This window comes from Methanofollis sp., from assembly GCF_028702905.1.
Lineage (GTDB): Archaea > Halobacteriota > Methanomicrobia > Methanomicrobiales > Methanofollaceae > Methanofollis.
This window is the reverse complement of the sequence record NZ_JAQVNX010000016.1, coordinates 1-20028: the sequence shown is the minus strand read 5'-3', so window position 1 is coordinate 20028 and position 20028 is coordinate 1. Positions and strand designations below refer to the sequence as shown.

19 protein-coding genes are annotated in these 20028 nt (G+C 58.3%); 13 read left to right on the top strand and 6 right to left on the bottom strand.

What is annotated here, in order from left to right; all coding sequences use genetic code 11:
* Positions 1–23 precede the first annotated feature (23 nt).
* Entirely contained in the window at positions 24–722 is a 699-nt protein-coding gene (locus tag PHP59_RS03525; RefSeq protein ID WP_300163686.1) for a SagB/ThcOx family dehydrogenase, read from the top strand.
* On the opposite strand, the gene PHP59_RS03520 is transcribed toward PHP59_RS03525, so the two are convergent.
* Positions 695–2347, bottom strand: a complete 1653-nt coding sequence (locus PHP59_RS03520; protein WP_300163683.1) for a GAF domain-containing protein — start codon at positions 2345–2347, stop codon at positions 695–697. The genes PHP59_RS03525 and PHP59_RS03520 overlap by 28 nt on opposite strands.
* Before the next feature lie 179 nt (positions 2348–2526).
* On the opposite strand from PHP59_RS03520, the gene PHP59_RS03515 reads away from it, so the two are divergent.
* The 4 genes from PHP59_RS03515 (at position 2527) to PHP59_RS03500 (ending at position 5053) form a co-directional block, all read left to right on the top strand.
* On the top strand, positions 2527–3207 hold the full coding sequence (locus tag PHP59_RS03515; RefSeq protein WP_300163680.1) for a DUF169 domain-containing protein: 681 nt from the start codon (positions 2527–2529) through the stop codon (positions 3205–3207).
* Positions 3208–3211: 4 nt separating this feature from the next.
* Positions 3212–4048: a DsrE family protein gene (locus PHP59_RS03510; RefSeq protein ID WP_300163677.1), complete on the top strand. Its 837-nt coding sequence runs from the start codon at positions 3212–3214 to the stop codon at positions 4046–4048.
* Between the two features lie 10 nt (positions 4049–4058).
* Positions 4059–4388 carry a DUF5400 family protein gene (locus PHP59_RS03505; RefSeq protein WP_300163674.1) on the top strand — a complete coding sequence of 110 codons (330 nt, stop codon included), beginning with the start codon at positions 4059–4061 and terminating at the stop codon, positions 4386–4388.
* A 74-nt stretch (positions 4389–4462) separates the two neighbouring features.
* Entirely contained in the window at positions 4463–5053 is a 591-nt protein-coding gene (locus tag PHP59_RS03500; protein ID WP_300163670.1) for a hypothetical protein, read from the top strand.
* 69 nt (positions 5054–5122) lie between these two features.
* On the opposite strand, the gene hcp is transcribed toward PHP59_RS03500, so the two are convergent.
* Positions 5123–6748 carry a hydroxylamine reductase gene (gene hcp, locus PHP59_RS03495; protein ID WP_300163667.1) on the bottom strand — a complete coding sequence of 542 codons (1626 nt, stop codon included), beginning with the start codon at positions 6746–6748 and terminating at the stop codon, positions 5123–5125.
* An 87-nt stretch (positions 6749–6835) separates the two neighbouring features.
* Here hcp and PHP59_RS03490 point away from each other — a divergent pair, with 87 nt between their 5' ends.
* The 3 genes from PHP59_RS03490 (at position 6836) to PHP59_RS03480 (ending at position 8726) form a co-directional block, all read left to right on the top strand.
* Positions 6836–7195 carry a helix-turn-helix domain-containing protein gene (locus tag PHP59_RS03490; RefSeq protein WP_300163664.1) on the top strand — a complete coding sequence of 120 codons (360 nt, stop codon included), beginning with the start codon at positions 6836–6838 and terminating at the stop codon, positions 7193–7195.
* Between the two features lie 105 nt (positions 7196–7300).
* Positions 7301–8362, top strand: coding sequence for an AI-2E family transporter (locus PHP59_RS03485; protein ID WP_300163661.1), 1062 nt, complete (start codon positions 7301–7303; stop codon positions 8360–8362).
* 43 nt (positions 8363–8405) lie between these two features.
* Complete coding sequence (locus tag PHP59_RS03480) at positions 8406–8726, top strand: DUF1294 domain-containing protein (protein WP_300163657.1); 321 nt, start codon at positions 8406–8408, stop codon at positions 8724–8726.
* On the opposite strand, the gene PHP59_RS03475 is transcribed toward PHP59_RS03480, so the two are convergent.
* Both PHP59_RS03475 and PHP59_RS03470 read right to left on the bottom strand, forming a co-directional pair.
* Complete coding sequence (locus PHP59_RS03475) at positions 8704–10431, bottom strand: ABC-ATPase domain-containing protein (RefSeq protein WP_300163654.1); 1728 nt, start codon at positions 10429–10431, stop codon at positions 8704–8706. The genes PHP59_RS03480 and PHP59_RS03475 overlap by 23 nt on opposite strands.
* A gap of 246 nt (positions 10432–10677) precedes the next feature.
* On the bottom strand, positions 10678–12465 hold the full coding sequence (locus PHP59_RS03470) for an SIR2 family protein (RefSeq protein WP_300163651.1): 1788 nt from the start codon (positions 12463–12465) through the stop codon (positions 10678–10680).
* 251 nt (positions 12466–12716) lie between these two features.
* Between PHP59_RS03470 and PHP59_RS03465 the strand changes: the two genes are divergently transcribed.
* The 3 genes from PHP59_RS03465 (at position 12717) to PHP59_RS03455 (ending at position 17854) form a co-directional block, all read left to right on the top strand.
* Entirely contained in the window at positions 12717–13199 is a 483-nt protein-coding gene (locus PHP59_RS03465; protein ID WP_300163648.1) for a YkgJ family cysteine cluster protein, read from the top strand.
* A gap of 290 nt (positions 13200–13489) precedes the next feature.
* The gene (locus tag PHP59_RS03460; protein ID WP_300163643.1) at positions 13490–16087 is read left to right on the top strand and encodes a hypothetical protein; all 2598 of its coding nucleotides are present in this window, start codon (positions 13490–13492) and stop codon (positions 16085–16087) included.
* Between the two features lie 564 nt (positions 16088–16651).
* The gene (locus tag PHP59_RS03455; RefSeq protein WP_300163639.1) at positions 16652–17854 is read left to right on the top strand and encodes a DUF308 domain-containing protein; all 1203 of its coding nucleotides are present in this window, start codon (positions 16652–16654) and stop codon (positions 17852–17854) included.
* A gap of 278 nt (positions 17855–18132) precedes the next feature.
* On the opposite strand, the gene PHP59_RS12645 is transcribed toward PHP59_RS03455, so the two are convergent.
* Together PHP59_RS12645 and PHP59_RS03450 are read right to left on the bottom strand one after the other, a co-directional pair.
* Complete coding sequence (locus PHP59_RS12645; protein ID WP_366943715.1) at positions 18133–18327, bottom strand: transposase; 195 nt, start codon at positions 18325–18327, stop codon at positions 18133–18135.
* A 21-nt stretch (positions 18328–18348) separates the two neighbouring features.
* Positions 18349–18507, bottom strand: a complete 159-nt coding sequence (locus tag PHP59_RS03450) for a hypothetical protein (protein WP_300163635.1) — start codon at positions 18505–18507, stop codon at positions 18349–18351.
* 146 nt (positions 18508–18653) lie between these two features.
* Here PHP59_RS03450 and PHP59_RS03445 point away from each other — a divergent pair, with 146 nt between their 5' ends.
* Entirely contained in the window at positions 18654–19025 is a 372-nt protein-coding gene (locus PHP59_RS03445; protein WP_300163632.1) for a tetratricopeptide repeat protein, read from the top strand.
* 467 nt (positions 19026–19492) lie between these two features.
* Positions 19493–20028, top strand: a 536-nt coding sequence (locus tag PHP59_RS03440) for a queuosine precursor transporter (RefSeq protein ID WP_300163629.1), incomplete at its 3' end; no start/stop codon positions are given.

Below are 20028 nucleotides of genomic sequence, written 5' to 3'. Positions count from 1 at the left end.
GGTGGTGGAGGGGAGAGGTGACGATGAACACGGCACTCATCGTACTCCTCGCGGCGACGGTCGTCCTGGTCGGTCTGGCCGCGGTCTTTCTGGGCCAGGAGACGGGCGCCGCCGGGGAGAGTGAGAACGGGACGGTGAAACTCCCGCAGCCGCAGACCGCGGGCAGGGTCTCGGTGGAGGAGGCGCTTGCGGGGCGGCGGTCGGTCCGCGACTACGGCGCCGCCTCCCTCTCCCTCGCCGACCTCGGGCAACTCCTCTGGGCGGCCCAGGGCGTGACGGACGTCCGCGGCTACAGGACGGCGCCGTCGGCCGGGGCTCTCTACCCGCTGGAGGTCACGGTCGCGGCCGGCACTGTCGCCGACCTCCCGGCAGGGGTCTACCGGTACGTCCCGTCCGGCCACCTCCTCCGCCGCCTCGCCGACGGCGACGCCCGGTCGGCCCTCGCCCGCGTCGCCCTGAACCAGTCGGCCATCGAGGACGCGGCGGCGGTCATCGCGATCTCGGGCGTGTACGAGCGGACGACAGGAAAATACGGGGAGAGGGGCGTCAGGTACGTGTACATGGAGGCCGGCCACGCCTCCCAGAACATCTACCTCCAGGCCGTCCCCCTGGGGATCGGGACGGTCTCGATCGGGGCCTTCGACGACGGAGGGGTCAGAAGAGTGTTGAGGATGGAGGAGGACGAGCGCCCCATCTACCTGATGCCCGTCGGGAGGGTGTGATCCCCTTCGAGGGCGCGGGCGAGGCGGGAGCGTTCGAGGGCCATGCCGAGCTGGAGGCCGATGGACGAGATGTTCTCCAGGCTTGTCGCCATGTAGTGCTTCTCGTTCCTGCTCCCCATGTTCAGGAGGCCCACGACCTCGTCCCCGATCCTGATGGGCATGATGAGGACCGTCGCCACGCCGCTCGCCTTCACGTCAGGGGGGAGGCCGGCATAGTCGGGCGTCCCCCGCGTGATGTAGACGACCCTCCTCTCCCTGAAGGCCAGGTCGAAGAGGCGGTCGAAGCTCCCGGAGAGGCACATCAGCCTGAGGCTCTCGGGCATGTTCCTCTGCACCCGCGGGACCATCTCGTCGGCCTCGTCCCTGAGGTACACGCAGCCCATCTCGAATCCGAGCGACTCCATCGCCGCGTCGATGGACTTCGCCAGCATCGACCCCTCGTCCCGCGTGTCGTTCAGGATGGCGGAGATCCTGTTCATGGCGAGGAGGGTGTTGACATATTCGGACCTCTCCCTGTCCAGCCTCTGCATCTTCAGGGCGCTTGCGATCTCGTCGGCGACCATCTCCACGTTCTCGACGTCGGTGGCGGTCGCGGGGGCGTCAAGGAGGAGGAGGACCGCACCTGTCGCCCTCTCCTCTTCGAGGATGGGGACGGCGACGGCGCTCTCCGCCGCCGTGCTCCCCGTGGCGGCGGCGAGGAGGCGGACGACCTCGTCGTCCTTCCCCGCGGCGACCGTGCCGAGCGTCGTCATGGCGCGGGCGAGGAAGGGGGCGAGGCCGACGCGGGCGCTCCCGGTGAGCGTGAAGGTGCCGTACGCCATCCGCATGTCGGCCATGAAGACCGCACCGTGCAGGTAGGGGAGGAGTTTCTCCCTGACGCCCGTCATCGCCTCGGCCAGGAGGCTCTCCTCGTCGGGCGCACTCCCTGCGGCCCTGATGATGGAGAGGAGGGCCTCCAGGTGCCGCCGCGTCCTCCGCCTGCTGGAGAGGTCTTCGCCGACGACGGCCGTGCCGCCTGCCGGTTCGCCAGGGCCGGGCGGGAAGAGGGTGACCTCGTAGGGCCGGAAGATCCCTGCCTTCTCCATGAGGTCGAGTTCCAGGGAGGCGGCAGTGCCCGCCCTCTTCCTCTGCATCGCCCCTTCGAGCCTCACGGCCTGGGCCGGGCGCACCAGGTCCCTGAGGCTGACCGCACCGGGGAAGAGGGAGGCGAAGAGGCGGTTCCTGCCGACGATGACGAGGTCGTCCGTCACCGTCAGCACGACCGTCTCCGGGCGGTCCAGGGCCTCGACGACCTCGGCCTCCCGCAGCCTGAGGTCGTGGAGGTCGAAGGCGAGGGACGCGAGTGTTCGGGAGTCGCCGGAGGGGGCCTCGGCGACGGCGGCCTCCCTCCTCTCCTCGACAGCTGCCGCACCTTTCAGCATCCAGAGTTTGCTCCGGCCGACGAGGCGGTAGCCGATGGTCCCCCTGGCATGGAGCATCCCCAGGTACTTCAGGACCGTCGCCCTGCTCTTGCTGATCCCGGTCGAGATCTTGTCGAGCATGCACTCCTCCGGGGCGTGGGACTGGAGGTAGGCGAGGATGAGGTGTTCGGTATCTGAGAGGTCGTCTGTCTGTGTCATCGGCATCTATACTATATGGTCTAATGTCTCCGGCATGATAAACATATCTCTCCTGACGGACGGGCGGCGATCTGCCCTGGCGGTGTCCCCGAAGAAAAGTATATATGGACATTATACTATACGGTATAGTTAGACCACGAAGTCTACTATCTGCCCCGGGCCTCCCGGGGTGCGGAGGAAGAACCATGTCATACGAAGCAGTCGTGAAAGACCTGACAGCGCTCCTGGGACTCAAGGGGAGCCCTGTCGCCGTGAAGCTTGCAAAGACTCCCGCAGACGTGCCGGCAGGCTGCGAGAAGATCGCAGAGAAGAGCAGGCACTGCCAGTTCGTGCAGGACGCCCGGCTGAAGGGCATGAAGGGCTACGCCACCCGCGACGAGCACATGTGCAAGGGCGGCGCCGGCGTCATGGGCATCGAACCCCTCCCCGAGGCCGTGGCCAAGGGCAGCACCTACCACAAACTCGGCAACTTCAGGACCGCCGAAGGCGCCCTGGAGACGGTCTCCGCCATCCCGAAGAACGAGGAGACCTACTACGCCTCTATCTACGCCCCCCTGGAGGCCGCGGACTTCGAGCCCGACGTCGTCGTCGTCGTCGCCACCCCCAGGCAGGCCCTCCGCCTCACCCAGGCGTACCTCCACGCCGCGGGCGGCAGGTTCTCCAGCGACTACTCCGGCATCCAGTCCCTCTGCGCCGACGCCGTCGTCGCCGTCATGCAGCGCGGCGTCCCCAACCTGACCCTCGGCTGCAACGGGTCGAGGAAGAACTCGGGGATCGCGGAGGACGAGGTCATCATGGGCATCCCGCCGAAGGACCTCGCCCCGATCGTCGAGGCGCTGAAGATCTTCGCGGAGAAGTGGGGATAAAAAAATGGTGAAGACCATCAGGGCGACCGGCATCAAGGCCCCGAACGCCTCCTTCCTTGCCGCGAACGTCATCACGCACCTCGACACGCCGGGGGAGGAGGTCCGCTTCGTCCTCAGCCCGGGCGCCGAGGCCGGGATGGGCGCCGTGGCCAGGAAGCACGGCTACGCACTGGAGACGACACGGTCCGAGAAGACCGTCGAAGTACGCATGATACCCTCGGGAAAGACCATGGAAGAGATCGATGTCAGCGGGGACTTCTGCCCCGGCCCCGTCATCACGGTGGGGAACATCCTTGCCTCCCTCCCTGTGGGGGAGAGGCTGAAGGTGAAGAGCACGAGCGCGGACACCATCGCCGACGTCTCCGCGGCGGTCACATCGTCGGGCTCCGTCATCGTGGAGCAGGGCGTCGAGGGGGACAGGCACGTCCTCATCGCGGAGAAGGCCGAGAAGAAGGCCGGGGCCGCGGCAGTCGTGGACCGTGACAGCGTCCTCGTCGCGCAGAGCAACGGCATCGGCAATGCCGAGCGGGCCTATGCGACCTTCATCTTCTCGAAGGTGGCGGCGAGCATGGGCAAGAAGGTGACCATCTTCCTCCTGATGGACGGCGTGAGCATGGCGAAGAAGGGGAATGCGGCGGGCGTCAGGCACCCGGACTTCGCCCCCCTCGACCAGGTGATGGCCGAGGTCATGCATGCCGGCGTCACGGTCTATGCCTGCGAACTCTCGGCGAAGTTCAGGGGGATCACCGAGGCCGACCTCGTCCCGGGCGTGAAGCTGGCCGGCGCGGCGACCTACATCAATCTCCTGAGCGACCCCCGCTATGCGGTCGTGAACTTCTGAGGTGAAAAACATGGACATGACCTATCAGGTGATCGCCCTCGCGCTCCTCGTCGGCAGCGTCGTCACGGGCTTCATTACCTTCAGGATGCAGGGCATGAAGCTCGCCATCCACTTCGGCGCCATCATGCTCGCCCTCCTCGCCACCCTGGCGGCGGTCGCGACCGGCATGCCGGCCCTCGTCTCCGCCGCCGCGGTCCTCCAGGTGATCGTCGCCGTCACGGCCTTCACGCAGCTCTGGGAGACCCTGAAGTACACCTTCCAGACCTCGCCGGGCTACGGGGCGCACATGGCCCTCGTGACGATGCTCCCGGTCTTCGCCGTCGCGGCGGTGGCCCTGTAAGGGCCGTCGTCCCCCTCCTCTTTTTCTCTGCCGCAGGAACCTTCATGCGTCCCGGGGACGATTTTTTCCAAGAGATGGTGGCGGCACATTTTCAGACCAGAGACCTGGAGGACGCCCTGGCGGCGGGGGACCGCGACGCGGTCCATGCCGCCCTCCACGACCTCCTCCTGTACAAGGCGGTGGACCCCCTCGCGCCCGCGGACCTGGACGTCGTCGGCGGCGTGCTCGACCTCGGCGGGAGGGCGGCGGCGATGGCCCTCCAGGTGATGTACGCCTCGGCCGTGCGGCAGGGGACTCTGCCGGCGGAGAGGGAGGCGGCGGCGTTGCGGGTCCGTGCGGCCCTCGGACGTTCGGGAGACGACCGCACGGCGGTCAGGCACGCCCTCCACCTCCTCGCGGCCCTGGGCGACGCCCCGGCGGTGGTCGAGCAACTGGCACACGACGCACCCTGTTTCGACGGGGAGACGGTGAAAAAAGAGGACTACCTCTCCCCGGCGGTGGCGGCGGCCCTCGGGCGCCGCGACGCCGACCTCGCCGCGCTGGAGGCGTCGCTCGCGGGGCGGGCGGCGGAGGACGTGCGGGCCATCAGAGAGTATGCGCAGGACCCCGATGCCTACGAGGAGAGGGTCCGCCAGATGCAGGACGACGAGGTCGAGGTCCTGTAGGCCCCTCAGGTCTTTTTTTCATCTAGACTCTCCCGGCGACACAAAAAAGAAGAAGAGGAGATTTTCCCGTCAGTTTCCGGGCACCATCACCTTCAGGTCGTCCGCGACGGTCGTGTTCGCCCGGATCCCGAAGGTTTCGACGAGCACCTTCAGCACGCCGGGGGAGACGAAGGCCGGGAGGCGGGGGCCGAGGGCGATGTTCTTCACGCCCAGGTGGAGGAGGGCGAGGAGGACGAGCACAGCCTTCTGCTCGTACCAGGCGATGTTGTACGAGACAGGGAGGTCGTTGATCCCGACGCCGAAGGCCTCCGCGAGCGCCTGGGCGATCACCACCAGGGAGTAGCAGTCATTGCACTGGCCGGCGTCGAGGACGCGGGGGATGCCGCCGATATCGCCGAGGGCGAGACCGTTGTACCGGAACTTGGCGCAGCCCGCGGTCAGGATGACGGTGTCCTTCGGCAGGGCCTCTGCGAACTCGGTGTAGTAAGAGCGCTCGGCCTGCCGCCCGTCGCAGCCCGCCATGACGACGAACCGCCGGACCGCGCCCGCCTTCACCGCGTCGACGACGGTGTCGGCGATGGCGAGCACCGCGCCGTGGGCGCACCCGGTGACGAGGTCCCTGCTGCCGTCGCCGCCCTTCTCGCCGAAGAGGGAGACCCAGCGGGGCCGCGCCCTGCCGTGGAGGGCCTTCGGCGGCAGGCAGGCCTGGGCGTGCGCGATCACCGCGGAGAAGTCCTTCGTGCCGTCCGCGGCCGCCGGGATGTGGGTGCACCCGGCAAAGCCGACCGGGCCGGTGGTGTAGACGCGGTCTCTGTACGACTCCTTCGGCGGGACCAGACAGTTCGTCGTCACGAGCACCGGGCCGTTGAAGGCCTCGAACTCCTCCTTCTGGAAGGGCCAGGAACCGCCGTAGTTGCCGACCAGGTTCTCGTATTTCTTGAAAGCCGGGTAGGCGTGCGCCGGGAGCATCTCGCCGTGGGTGTACACGTCCACGCCCGTGCCCTTCGTCTGGTCGAGGAGGTCTTTCAGGTCTTTCAGGTCGTGGCCGGTGACGAGGATGCCCGGCCGCGTGCCCGGCGCCGTCCTGACCGCCGTGATCGCCGGGGTGCCGAAGGTCTCCGTGTTCGCCCGGTCGAGGAGGGCCAGGGTCTTCACGCCCACGCCGCCGCACTCCAGCACGAGGCCGACCATCTCGTCGACCGTGAGGTCGCGGAGGGTCGAGGCAAGTCCCTTCTGGATGAAGGCGGTGACCTCGTCGTCCTCATACCCGAGGGCGGCCGCGTGGTAGGAATACGCGGCGACGCCCTTCAGGCCGTAGACCAGGAGTTCGCGCAAGGACCTCACGTCCTCGTTTTCCGTCGCCAGCACGCCGACCTTCGCCGCGATATCGGCGTCGTCCGCGCCGGCAGGGGGGAGGGCGTCGCGGAGTGCGATCGCCGTGTCGATGTACGCGTGGAAGCGCTCCCGATCAAAGTTCACGTTGGTCAGGGTCGCAAAGAGGGCCTCGGCGATGAACCTCCCGGCCTCTCCGTTCCCCTCTCCCCTCTCCATCGCCGCGAGGTTCCGCACCGCGATCCCCTTCGTCAGGGAGATCAGGACGTCCTGAAGCCCGGCTGTCTCCGCGTCCTTGCCGCAGACGCCCACACTCGTGCACCCGCACCCTTTCGCGGTCTCTTCACACTGATAGCAGTACATGGTCGTGCTCCTGTTTTGTATCTTTTAGATACACTGTATACTAAGGATACAAAGGTATATGGAGGGGAGAGTTTCTACAGATATACCATGCAGGAAGGGTGCACCGTCAATGCGACGCTCACGTACCTCGGAAAGAAGTGGACTCTCCTCGTCCTCCTGGAACTCTACAAGGGCGAGGGCTACACCCGCCGTTTCTCCGAACTGAAGGACGCACTGCCCGGGATCACCTCGAAGGTCCTCTCCGCACGCCTGAAGGAGCTCGAAGAGGAGGGACTGGTCTGGAAGCGGGTGGAGGCCTCGACCTTCCCGGTGAAGAGCGAGTACACCCTGACAGAGAGCGGCGTCGAGATCATCGGCGTGGTCAGGGAGATCAAGAGGTGGGCGCTGAAGTGGAAGATCGAGAACATCGCCTGCGGGGCAGAGGACTGCCGGGACTGCGTGCTCTAGAAGACTGAAATCAGGCACAAAAAGAGGGTCTGGCCTCGTATCTCCTCCGGATAAATTCCCAAGGATCATATTCTTTCTTCTCCCAGTACGACACAGGTTTATACTATGGACCGTCCTTCAGACCTCTCCGGCACGCGGCAGACCCTCGGCATCCTGGCGGCACTCCTCGTGATCGTCATCGGGATGCAGTACTGTGCATATATCGTCAACCTCCTGCTCGTATCCCTGATCCTGACAATCCTTGCCCTTCCGGCAATGGAAATGCTGAGAAAGCGGGGCCTGCCCGACATCGTGGCCATGGGGGTCATCTCGGCCGTGGCCGCCGTCGTGCTGATCATCGGGGTGGTGATCACGGTCAGTTCGTTTGAGACTCTGCTCAACGACCTTCCGACCTACCAGTCGGACCTGCAGACGCGTCTCTCAGACCTGATACTGCTGTTTCAGCACTTTGGCATTGACTCCTCTCTGCTCGCTCCCACCTCATTCAACCTGGGGGAGGTCGTCACCTTCGTCAGGCCATATGCCATCGGACTCGGAAACGTCCTGATGTACCTGTTTTTTATTCTGATCACAACCATGTTTGCCGTTCTGGAGATCCCCCGCATCTCGGAGCGCCTGAAGCGGGGGATAGCGCTCGAACCGAAGACTTTTGTGGGTGTCGAAAAGATGAGCAAACTCATGATGGATTTTGTGATCGTCAGGACTGAGGCGAACATGATCCATGGCACCCTCTTCGGCCTCTCGCTCTGGCTCATGGGTGTCCATTCTGCCGTGCTGTGGGGGACCCTCACCTTCATCCTGGCCTTCATTCCGTATATCGGCCTGATCCTCGCGGCCATACCGGCAATATTCTTTGCCTGGCTCCAGTACGGCATCTGGGGAGCCGCGGCGGTCGTGGGAATTGTCATCCTCCTCAACGCCGTCGTCGAAAATCCAATCTATGCAAAGCTCGCATCGAGGCGGTTCGAACTGCCGCCGATGGTCGTCATCCTCTCGCTCATCATCTGGGGCTGGATCCTCGGTCTGCCTGGCATGATCTTTGCCGTTCCGATCACGCTCCTCCTGATCATCCTGATCCAGTGCAGCGACGAATTGCGGTGGATAAACGACCTGCTCGGGGTCTCCGGCATCTTCAATGACAGGGCGCGCAAAAAGGAGACTGAGTGAGGCGGATGGTCCCGGCCCATATTTTTTTCCGGGGACTGTCGCCATGAGCGTCCCCGGCCTCGATCTGCTGGTCGTGTATCTCCTCCTGAATGCCGGTGCCGCCGCGGTGTTTTACGCGGACAAGGGACGGGCACGCCAGAGGCGATGGAGGATCTCGGAGACCATGCTGCTGACTCTTGCGTTTCTCGGGCCATTCGGCGCGCTGGCGGCGATGAAGGTCTTCAGGCACAAGACGCAGAAGACGAAATTTTTGCTTGTCCCCCTGTTTGCAGCGCTTCACCTTGCGATATTTGCCCTGGTGGCGTGTGCGGGTGCCGGGTGGGTCACACTGCCGGGCGCCGTCACTTTTGCTGCCCTGCCCTGAATGTCCTGAGTCTATTGATCGCCGCCGCGAGTTCGAAGGGCCTGAAGGCCGCAAGGCCGCCGACAGGGTGGGGGGCGAGGGTGTCGAGGCCGTCCTCTTCGACCTCCGCGGCGACGGCCCTGACCACCTCGTCGAGGGTCCTCCTCCCGTCCATCAGGCGCTTCGCCCTGAGCATGGCATGGGCGATGGCCGCGGTCTGGGCCGGGTCCACGACCTGCGCCACGGCCGCGAGGTCGATCTCGTGGACGCCGAACCTGATGCCGCGGACGCCGTCGGCCGCCACCTTCGCCTCCCGCCTGCCCTTGCTGGCGTCGATGCTCCCCGCGTCCGGCACCCGCCGCCTGAATGTGCCGACGTCGCCCTTCCGGGAGGCGATGCGGTCCGGGGCGTGGCGGGCGGCGATCGCCTTCGCCCGTGCAGTGGCGTCCTCCGGGCGGTAGGCCTGCATGGAGACGACGGTGTCGGCGATGTCGAAGTAGTCGCCCGACCCGCCGATGACGAGGACGGTCGAGACGCCGAGGTCGCGGTACAGGGCCTGCGCCCGGTCGATGAAGGGCGTGATCGGTTCCTGATCGTCGGCGACGAGTTCCTGCATCCGCCGATCCCGGATCATCATGTTCGTGGCCGCGGTGTCCTCGTCGATGAGGAGGACGCGGGCGCCGGTCTCCAGGGCCTCCATGATGTTCGCCGCCTGCGAGGTGCTCCCGCTCGCGTTCTCGGTGGAGAAGGCGCGGGTGTCCCTGCCGTCGGGGAGGCCGGCGATGAAGGGGGAGATGTCGACCGTCTCCACCCGGCGCCCGTCCTCGGCGCGGACCTTCACCGCGGCGGGGTCGGCGACGACGTACTCCCGGCCGTCGCCCGGGATGTGAGTGTAGACGCCCCTCTCGATTGCCCGGAGGAGGGTGGACTTGCCGTGGAAGCCGCCGCCGACGATGAGGGTGATCCCGGCGGGCACGCCCATGCCGGTGGCGGCGCCGCGGTTCGGGAGGTCGACGGTCACCCGGAGGGAGGGCGGTGAGACGAAGGGGACGGCGCCGCGGAGGGGGCGGTCGTCCACCCCGCTCGCCCGCGGCAGGAGTGCGCCGTCGGCGACGAAGGCGACGAGGCCGCGGTCCCGGAGCGCGGCCCTGAGATGGTCGGCGTCCTCGCTCACCGCGAGGTGGCGGTCGAGGGCGGCGGCGTCGACGGCGGCGTACAGGAGGGAGGCCCGCACCAGGGCCGGGACGTCCTCGAAGAAGATCTCCTCCGCCTCCCTCCCGAGCACGGTCCGGCCGCGTGCCGGGAGGCCGACGGTGAACCGCACCTCGACCGCGCCCTCCGGCGTGACGACGACGGAGGAGCGCTCCAGCACCTCCTGGCCGGGTCTGGCGACGGCGACCTGCCCGCTCCTCCCGCTCCCCCGGCGGGCCGGCTCGATCGCGTCGACGGCCGCGGCGAACGCCCTGGCCAGGAAATCCCTGAACGCAACCTCGCGGGTCTTCGTCGAGAGACACCTGGCCGGGAAGCCCGCGACGTCCGTCTCGACCCGCACCCGCACCCTGCTCGGGGCGGCGAAGGGGTCGGCCTGGGCGTGGTCGATGAGGAGGGTGAAGCCGTCGAAGGCGTAGGCCCCCTCGCAGTCCCTGTACGCCTTATATCCCCGGCCGTCGATCCGTCGCAGGGTCTCCCTGAGGCGTCCGGCGGGCTGTATCGTCTCGCGGGCCATGATCGGGATGTTTATGAGCGGGCAGGCGTGATAGGGTTTTCTGGAGAGGGGAAAATAGAGGTCAGGGAGATGAAGAGAGCAGGGCAGTGTAGACTCCTGAGTGAAAGGCACTCGGGCGGAATAAATAGTGCCAGCCCCCCACACAAAAAAAGCAATCTAGAGAGTTTGCTATATAAAAATATTCATGTTGTATTCCGGAGGTGCGCTCCTATCCAATGTCTGATTTTACAGAGCTAATTTTAACTATTACAATTTTGAGCCAAGTTTTTCAACGTCAACATAACTAATTGGATAATCCACATCGAAATACCCCCCATAACGATCAAACTCCTCACGACCTCGTTGGAGATCCTTGATAAATTCTTCAGAAGTGGTATAACCTAGGGCACCAGACACTTTGGAGAAATACTCTTTGCTTTCAGATCGTTTCAGATAATTTGGTGCTTCATAATTGAGATAGATTATGGTTCTTGGTTTCCATCTTTTTCTAGTGAAACGTTCAGTGTCATTGATATTATGTACAGAATATTGAAACAGGAAAATATCTGCGTCAATAATATCTCTGAAAAGAAGAAGTCCTGACAGATTATCATCTGTAAATCGTTTTTTCAATATGTCCGTAGATACACTAATTCTACGCAAATTGAGTCTATTATTTCGTTCATCATCCAAAGAACTAATGTTCTCATTAATATAGGCATAATTCTTATAACGCGCTCCTCTATGATCCTCAGTAAACAGTTCGTGTCTCAGAAGGGTACCAAGGATAGCCCATTTGTCGGATCGAATGAGAGCTGCGACAAATCCAAGAAACATTTCATGGATTAGGAATTTGTATCCATCAAAATCCGAGGGTCTAAATGTACCATTGAATCCTTCAGGAACATCATAAAGTTTCAAGTATTGGCCGAAATAATCATATATTGTTTTTAATACCTCCGCAGCGTCATATCGTGCTGCAAGAAGTGCTGCCTCAATGAACCGGTAGGATATGTTCTCTCCGATCTCTATTTGATTGTAGATCGCCTCGTCATAGTTGTCAAAGCGAGAAAAATCCGGCTTTATTTGTTCAAGATCTTGATACACTCCCTTCAAAAAATCTTGATAGATTGGAACTGCAGGTTCGCTCCCAGAAAGCGCCGCTTTCAGTTCTGGTATTGATGGACCTCCGGAGGATCCTGACGGAGCAAGAGCGCGTATCCTGTCCTGAAATGTTATCAAATCATTGAGGAATGCACCGGCACCTTTACACGGCAGATATACAACATGTTCGTCGTCAATAATTTTTTGCGCTTCGTCTGATGGAAGCTCCGGGTTCACCCAGAACATTGGATAATATGTGTTTTTCCGAGCTTTAAGCACCTTCATGATCCCGGGATCTCTGCCTGAATAACCGATAATAATTACACCATGTTCGCTCAGCAGGCGAATTAATTCTGTCTCCATTGATGGTGAGAGTGATCCAAGATCCTTCGGTGTGTTTCTTAAGACACCTTCGCCAAGAGTTCCATGTGGCTTGTACAGACGAACTTTTTTGCAATTGATCAACGGTTCCGTTGTTTCAAGGACTTCATCACTTGCAATGACCTGTACGTCCAGACCTTTTTCCTTGAGCGCTTTTTCAAGACAGTGATCAAAATTTGTTGTAACAATTGCACGCAAGATCCCGCGTCGAGCCATCTCGGCTATGGCACGATGTGCATCTCCGGGTTCATGGTTACCAAGAAATTTATTAAGAAAACTCTGCTGCTCCGAAGAAGTTTTGTAAATCCCGCCGATCAATTCAGCGTATTCCAGATCTGCATATTTGCTTTGAACAAACCAGTCTCCAAGTTCTGTGTCTGTTATTTCTTTCGCCTCTTTCCCGGGATGTTCATCCAGATAGAAATATTTGGCCGTTTCAAGCATCAGATCCCATGCCGAAGGAATACCTGCATCTTTTGAAACACCAGCACCGGCAAAGAGAACATATTTCTTTTCGCCAGGGAGTGCATTTGCTGCAAGGCGAATTAATTGGTTCATTACAATCTTCACTTTGGGGATCTGTATGATTATAGATTTCTATTTTATATTTTGGTTGTTTAAGGGACCGTTTGGACAGTAGAGGTGGACATCTAGTCGATAATAAATAAATAAGACGATTTCTACTCTTCTGAATCGTCCTGAGAATCTGGATCCTTCATAAAACCAATTTGTTAGTCACTGTATCATATGTCGCCACTCGAAACCAGAGCATACACATGCCAAAGCGAGATAACTTCTCACTATAAGGAGGAGAATATCAAATGCCATTCGCGTGTATCCGGTGCGGGGAGTGCTGCAGCCAGATGGGCGACGTCCATGTCGTGAGGGAGGAGTGCGGCGACGGGAGTTTCCTGATGGAGAACAGGTACACCTGTGAGGTGCACGCCGTCAGGATCGACCCGGACAAAACCCATCTCCTCCCCGACAGGAGCATTTTCGAGAGGTGGCCTCTGGCCTGCCCCTTCCTCCGCGAGGATCCCGCCGACGGGAAGGCGTGCTGCACCATCCACGACACGAGGCCCGACATCTGCCAGGAGTACCGCTGCTGGAGACTCCTCATCCTGAACGCAGGGGGGACGAGGGCGGGGAGGGTGATGGAGAGGCGCCACCTCGCGGCGGACGACCCGGCCCTGAAAGAGGTCTGGGAGACGCAGGTCGCCGTCATCCGCGAGGACGACGACGCCCGGTGGGACGAGAGGGCGGTCCTGCTCCTCATGCAAGCGGGCTACCAGGTGCGGCGATAAAAGAAATCTGAGGATTTCTGCTATTCCCGGCGAACACTATCGGGAAAGCAGCGGATCTGTGTTCAAGCGTGATCAAGGAGGATGCATGACCACATCAGGAGGGTTTCTACAGGGCCGGTATCCTGAATATTCAACGCAAGAAGGAAGAGATCTTTCTCGATCAAGGGCCTTCTGACGGGGTAGGTGGACAAAACAGTGAAGGGTACTGTTTTGACCAACACAAAGTAGCGAGGAGTTATCTAATTTACCTTTAGGAACCCACCCATACTATAAAACACGTTAAGATTGCAATGTCGCATATCAAGACCATCCACAAAACCTGTTTCGTCTGCCATAAACCATCGGAGCAGAATAAAATTGCATCTCCGGTGCATCCAGGTACAGCCGGACCATCGGGAATAGTGGAACTTGAAGGTCGTCCTAAGGAACTGACAGAGTACATTCTCAGGCACCTCCTCGAAGTCTGTCCGCACTGTGGATACATCGCTGAAGACATCGAGGAGAAAACATCAATCGCCAGAGAGTTCCTGCAGTCGCCTGACTATTGCAGTCTCCAAAATCCCGAAATCCCCTCGTCTCCTTCCCTCTACCTGCGTGCCGCACTCGTCCGGCTGGCGGAAAACAACCCGGAAAAAGCTATAGAGTATTATATCTCCGCCGCATGGTGCGCTGACAGTTTACTCGATATGGAATTAGCTGTTTCCTGCCGGAAAAAAGCCCTGTCCCTGGTATTTGCAGACAACAAAACATTTGCCGACGTCCCCCCGGAAAAATGGGTTCCAGTCCTTGATACCATGCGGCGGTGCGGGGATTTCGACAGGGTGATCGCTCACTGTACCGGTCTTCTGGCTATTGCCGGCCCGGTACTGCAGCAGGAACTTGAGTACGAACTCTTCTGCGCGAAACAGAGAGACAATACACCGCATACCAATCTTGATGCCGCAAACAGCAGTCGATACGGGTCCGGGCCGCAAAATGCCGGGGACGAGTTTACCATCGACGGCAAATCCTACTCCGTCGAAGACGACTGTTATGGCAAGGGATGGAACTGGGTTGCAGAAACACGCACCCTTGTCCTCTCCAACTATCACGGCTCGGCAATTCATGCAACCGGAGACATCACCATCCGGCTCGATCAGATAGACAACCAGATAGACAGTGCTCACGGGCCGGGAATTCACATTCACCGGGGAAACCTGAAACTCTCAGGTGCTATGTTTCTGTCCATTCGGGGAGATGAAGGGGGGATCTTCGTTGAGTCGGGCACACTGGAAATAACAGGTGTATTCCTCAAAATCCGGACAAAAGAGTACGGGATCTTTGCCTCGGGAACTATCACCCTCACAGACTATTGTGTCATTGACGTCCGTTCAGAAACGACGGCAATCAAATCGGTGTCGGGTGGATTGAATGCATCCACCAAGCCCGTCCTGAAAATCTTTGGAATTGATGCAGGAATCGACCTTGCGGGAGATTTGAACCAGATTGATGGCGTTCAGCAGATCGAGAGTCCCAACGGCTGCGGAGTTCTGATTCACCACGGTTCTCTCGCACTCACCTGCTGTGATAGTGACTTCATCTGCGGGGATACTTGCATCCGCCTCGAACATGGCAGCTTCTCCACCAAAATGATACACGGTACCCTGAATGGAACCTCCTGTGTGCAGGTAAACGGTTCGTGCAGTATTGTCGGAAGTGTTATAACATTCTCCGGGGAGGACTGCGGACTTTTCGTGTCCGAGGAGATGGAAGTATCCGGCTCTAGATGCGAATCTTCCGGAAAAACTGCCATCGCTGTTGAAGGAAACCTGCACATTCAAAATGCGAACATCTCTGCATCAGGAGGGACGGGGATATCCGTTGGTGGCGATATGAACTGTGCCGGGGGGATCCTGATGCTTCAGGGAGATACGGCAATGCAGATCTCGGGAAACGCGGAAATCTCCAACGGCCTGATTACGGGAGTCGGCAAAATCAGTGGAATTGTGGTGAATGGTTCCTATTCCCAGTCCGGAGGGGAGATCTCTTTCTCCGGGGTGGCACAGGACGGTATGCGGATCTCCGGAGAACAGATGAAAATAACGAATGGAGGATCCCTCGCAGCATCAGGCCGGAAATGCGGACTGGATGTGGCAGGGGATGTAGTATTAGATCATATTGGTCTCCTTTCGGCTTCCGGCACTATAGGATTTTCGTGTAGGTCATTGAAGATTGAAGCCGCGACTATGAAGGTTGCAGGTGAGGAGATTGGTCTGAATATACGGGGCGGCGCTCTGATCCTCGTTGATACGGTAACGGTGGACGCAACCGGCAATGTGGGAATTTATACAACCGGCGATATCAGTCTTCAGGGAGGTGCTCTCCAGGTTACCGGGCAGTTCGGTGGAGTTGTTCTGGAGAGCGGCAATCTGGTGATTTCCGGTGGTGCAATAGAGATTTTCGGGGATGAATTCGGGATATTGCTCCAGTCAGGGTCGATGGAGGTTTTTGCCGGGATTATCGGCATTACCAATGCAAGGATGACGGATTCGGGAGGCTGCGGTATTGCTGTTGAGAAAGGAAATCTGGCTGCAGGAAGTATAATGACGATTAACGGTGAGAGTTACGCGATATCAGTGCCCTGCGGAGAGATTTTCATGAGACGCGGGATGATCGAGGCGTACGGTTTCCGGGCAGGTATTACGGGGAAATCCCTGACACTGAAAGATGTAGCACTTACTGCCTACGGAAAGAAAGAGGGAGCTGTTGTTCTCACCGGGCATGAACCCTGGAATGATGAAGGAGTTGTTGTCCTGGCAGGAAAATCTACTAAGACAGCAACGGATACGGTTTATTCCGGCCAGAAATTCGTCCATGTCTATACGGTTCATCCCCCCGATGCGTCGTGAGGCGTCGTATGGGGGAGCGAAAGTTTCTCTTCATGCCTGTTATTTGATCTCTTCTCTCTGGCAGATGCTCTATTCATCACGCCGCCCGGTTGCATGCACTCTCAGATGATGAGAACTGCCTCGGGTCTTTGCTCCTGAGCCCTCCGGAAAAGGTATTTCCAGAGGCAACACGCGGCCGATAATCATCACGATGCCCCCGGTATCTCCTGCCGTCACAAGCACTTTCGACTGATGCTCCCGGTTTTGCGGTGTCGGATTTGTGTATGGGCCTTGCACGCTCGCTCCCTTTAAGAGGCGGTCAGACCCCCCCGCACCTATTGACCGGGGCTTCTCGCCCTGTCCCTTTACCCTGCAAGATAAAAAAAGAAAAATATTTGATGGGGGAAATGCAACGGTAACTTAAGTGATATATGCCTCGCATTTTATGTTTTTATCAGGTTTTTATGAGTATTATGTGTATTGCAAAATAAATCAAAATTTTCGGAATACATGCATGAAAAATCTGCAAAAAAAACTCGAAAATTCTGAAAGCCAGATAAAAATGCTGCAATTGAGGGATAAAATATGAAAATATTGGAAGAGACGGACATTCACCGGGAGGTGATTTTTATTCTGGCCGTTGGCCTGATAATGCTCGTCATCGGTGCCGTGCTGTTTTCGGTCGCCGCAGGAGCATTGCCCTACTACAGGGACGGCGTGTACGGTCTCCTTCTGGTTATATTCGGCCTGCAGCTGCAAACGATAGGAAAAATTCCGTTTGGATTTGTGCAGAGATCATGGTCGGTACTTATTCCGGGGATCATCATCACTCTGATCGGTATTGTCACCAGTTTTATTCCAGGAATTTTTGGCGACATCCCGAAGTTTCTGGTGATGATCGCCTTCGGAGCGGGCGGTATTCTGCTGCTTTTGCAGATTTTTTTTGCAAATGAGACGTCCCGGTTCTGGAAAACACCGGGTGATGGGGTAACCGCGCACCTTACTGTCAACTGTGCAGCAGTCTCCGTTCTGGAGATGCTGATTGCAGCATTGATTGCAGTGCGGATTTACCTGCCTGCCCTCCTTTCAACCGAACTTCTGGCGGTTGCCGCTCTGCTCTTCGGCAGTGCCCTGTTCTATCTTGCTTTTATTCTGCAGAAAGAGTATTCGCTCCACGCCGAACCCGGGATATCCGCAAACACCCCGGGCATGTCCCCCGGTACTGTCATGGGAATGCAGTTTGGTTTCTACATGCTGATTTTCGGCTGCCTGCTGGTCCCGGTGTACCTCGGGTTACTGCCGTATGCTCTGAGCGCCATGCATGGTACCCTGATAGTGCTGCTTGGCGTTCAGGCGCTGGTCTGCGGCGTTATGATGACGTTCTCGTTCAAACGCAACTGGATTTTCTTCCTTGTGGGGATGGCGTTTGTTGCGGTCGGTGCGTTCGCTATCATTGTTCCTGACACGATTGTTGAGTTTCTTGTTATCTTTATCGGAGTTTTCCTCATTCTCGCAGGACTTTATCTTCTCTCCACCCTGATCAGGCCGAAACCAAAGTCAGAGAACCCCGCCAAAAAACTGGAAGGAAAAGATCTTCTGCTGGTGCTGGTGCTGCTTGCCCTGGCACTGCTTATTGTCATCATGATGATTCTCCTCGGCGTGTCAATGCTGATCGAAAACCTGGTTCCGGGTATTTTTATTGTCATTATTCTGGTATGCTTCGGACTGTCGCAGTTCGTTCTGCTCTATGTTCAGTCAATCGTAGAAAAGAAACATCTTCTCGGATAAGGCCGGTGAACTGCCCCGCACCTGTTTGGGCGGGGTTTCACAGCCATCATGGATAATTGCGTGCATCACAGAGATGTTACGGGGGGGTGTAATCTCCACAACACGAGAAATCGAAAATTTCCCTGGCTGGGAAATGCTATGCATTTCCACGGGCTCAAAGGGCCGTTTCATCCCCACGCGACGAATATTCACTGCAGCGTTGTAGTCTCGCTCAGCAGCAATACCACACACAGTACGGTACTCCTGACTTCTTTTTGAGAGCACCATTTTTATAATACTCAGGATCCCCTGGACCTTTTTATCGAGATCATTCCCTGGATCTTTCTGGTCGAAACATCCTGCAGATAGGATTCAGAGATAGTGTCCGCGAGGGCCCTCTCCACCCGGGCATAGCGCCCGAAGACCTCTGTCTCGGATGGAAACTCGCGGGACTGTGGTTTCTGGAGAACGGTATCCCCATACCAGGTCTTCAGGGATCAGTTCTTGTAGCCGTTTCAGTATGCCGTACGCGCATCGGTTCGCTCGTACTGCCCGGCTCTCCCCTGCTGGAGTGCCTCTGCGAGCACCACCTGGTTGAGGAACCCGGTGATGAGGTTTTTCGCGCCGGTATCAGTATCGGAAAGATAACCTTCGATAAATGATAAGGGGCCCATGGCCCTGTTTATCCCGGGTCCAAATGGATGTTGGATTCGGGGCAAGGTAAATTTTATAAATGACCTGCCAAAGCATAAGAAATTATTTATACGATCGTTTTTCGATATTAGAAAATATTATATATTTCAGCATCGACGTAAATATCATGGCAAAAACCAGCGGGTCCAGTGCTGATACACGGACCGTAACGAGGCGTGATCCTCTTGTAGAGATCACGCTACACCAGGCGAATGAAAAGAAGTATCGCAGCGAATATGCAAAAGCTATTGAGATCTATGACCGAGTTCTTGAGATTGACCCCAAACATGCCCGGGCGTTCCACTCAAAGGGGAATGTTCTGGATATGCTTGGCAGATATGAGGAAGCAATATCATGCTACGACTTGGCCCTCACGTACGACCCAAATAATGCAGAAACCCTGTATAACAAAGGGGTAACCCTCAGCAAGATGAGATGCCAGAGTGAGGGTATTGAGTGTATTGAGCAGGGAGTGTCCCTCGCACTCGGCACTCAGTAAAAAACAGGTTTTGCCTCCCTGACCGGGGACCTACACCTGACAAAATGTGTGACTCGTACCTCAGTAAAGATAGGGGATAATTTCCTTTTTCTCAATCTACGGGATAAGAGACCGTCGCATCGAAGCACTTTCAACTGGTGATATTTTCCGCCCCTTTTCATTGCACGCCTTTCTGCACTGAGGCGCCGTCATGCCATCCCGACCGCTCATGGCAGCGACGACCTCCTTTCCGGTATTCAGACTCCAGAATTCTAAATGTTTAGATCTTCCTGATCAAAAGGCAAGTCTCATGAAATTTATCTTCGGTTGAAGTAATCTATCAACAAAATTTAAAATCGATTCAAAGATCTGATAAAGGGTATAATAACACGGACTTCATTTTGCGATTATTAAATAAATTCCCTAATGTTGCTAGGATTTCATCAACACAGTAACTAATACCCGGGCCATCCAACAAAATAAGGAAAATGGATATCCCCATCGTCTGGCTCTACTGGGTCGTCAGCCTCACCATCGTCACCTACGCCTCGGCGTACATCATCAGGAACCACCGGGAGTACGGCTACGCCGCCCTTGTCGGCTTCTATGTCGTCTACCTCGCGGCCTCGCAGATCATCGCCACGCGGATCGTGGAGTTCGACCTCGGCATCGCCGTCTTCCTCGCCCCTGCCGCGGTTTTCATCTATCCTTTCCTCTCGCAGGCCATCGACATGATCAACGAGGTCTATGGCGAGAGGATGACCCACATCGCCATCGGCATCGCCTTCCTCTCGCAGGTGCTCCTGGTCACCTTCATCGTCATGACCAACACCCTCACGCCCGCCCCCTTCTTCGCCTACGAGGAGATGTGGCAGGACGTCTTCGCCCAGAGCCTCAGGATCGTCGTCGCCTCCTGGATCACCTTCCTGATCACGCAGAACCTCGACGCCTGGGTCTTCGCACGCCTCAAGGAGCGCTACCCCGACAGGATCCTCCTGCGGAGCGTCTCCAGCGACCTCCTCGG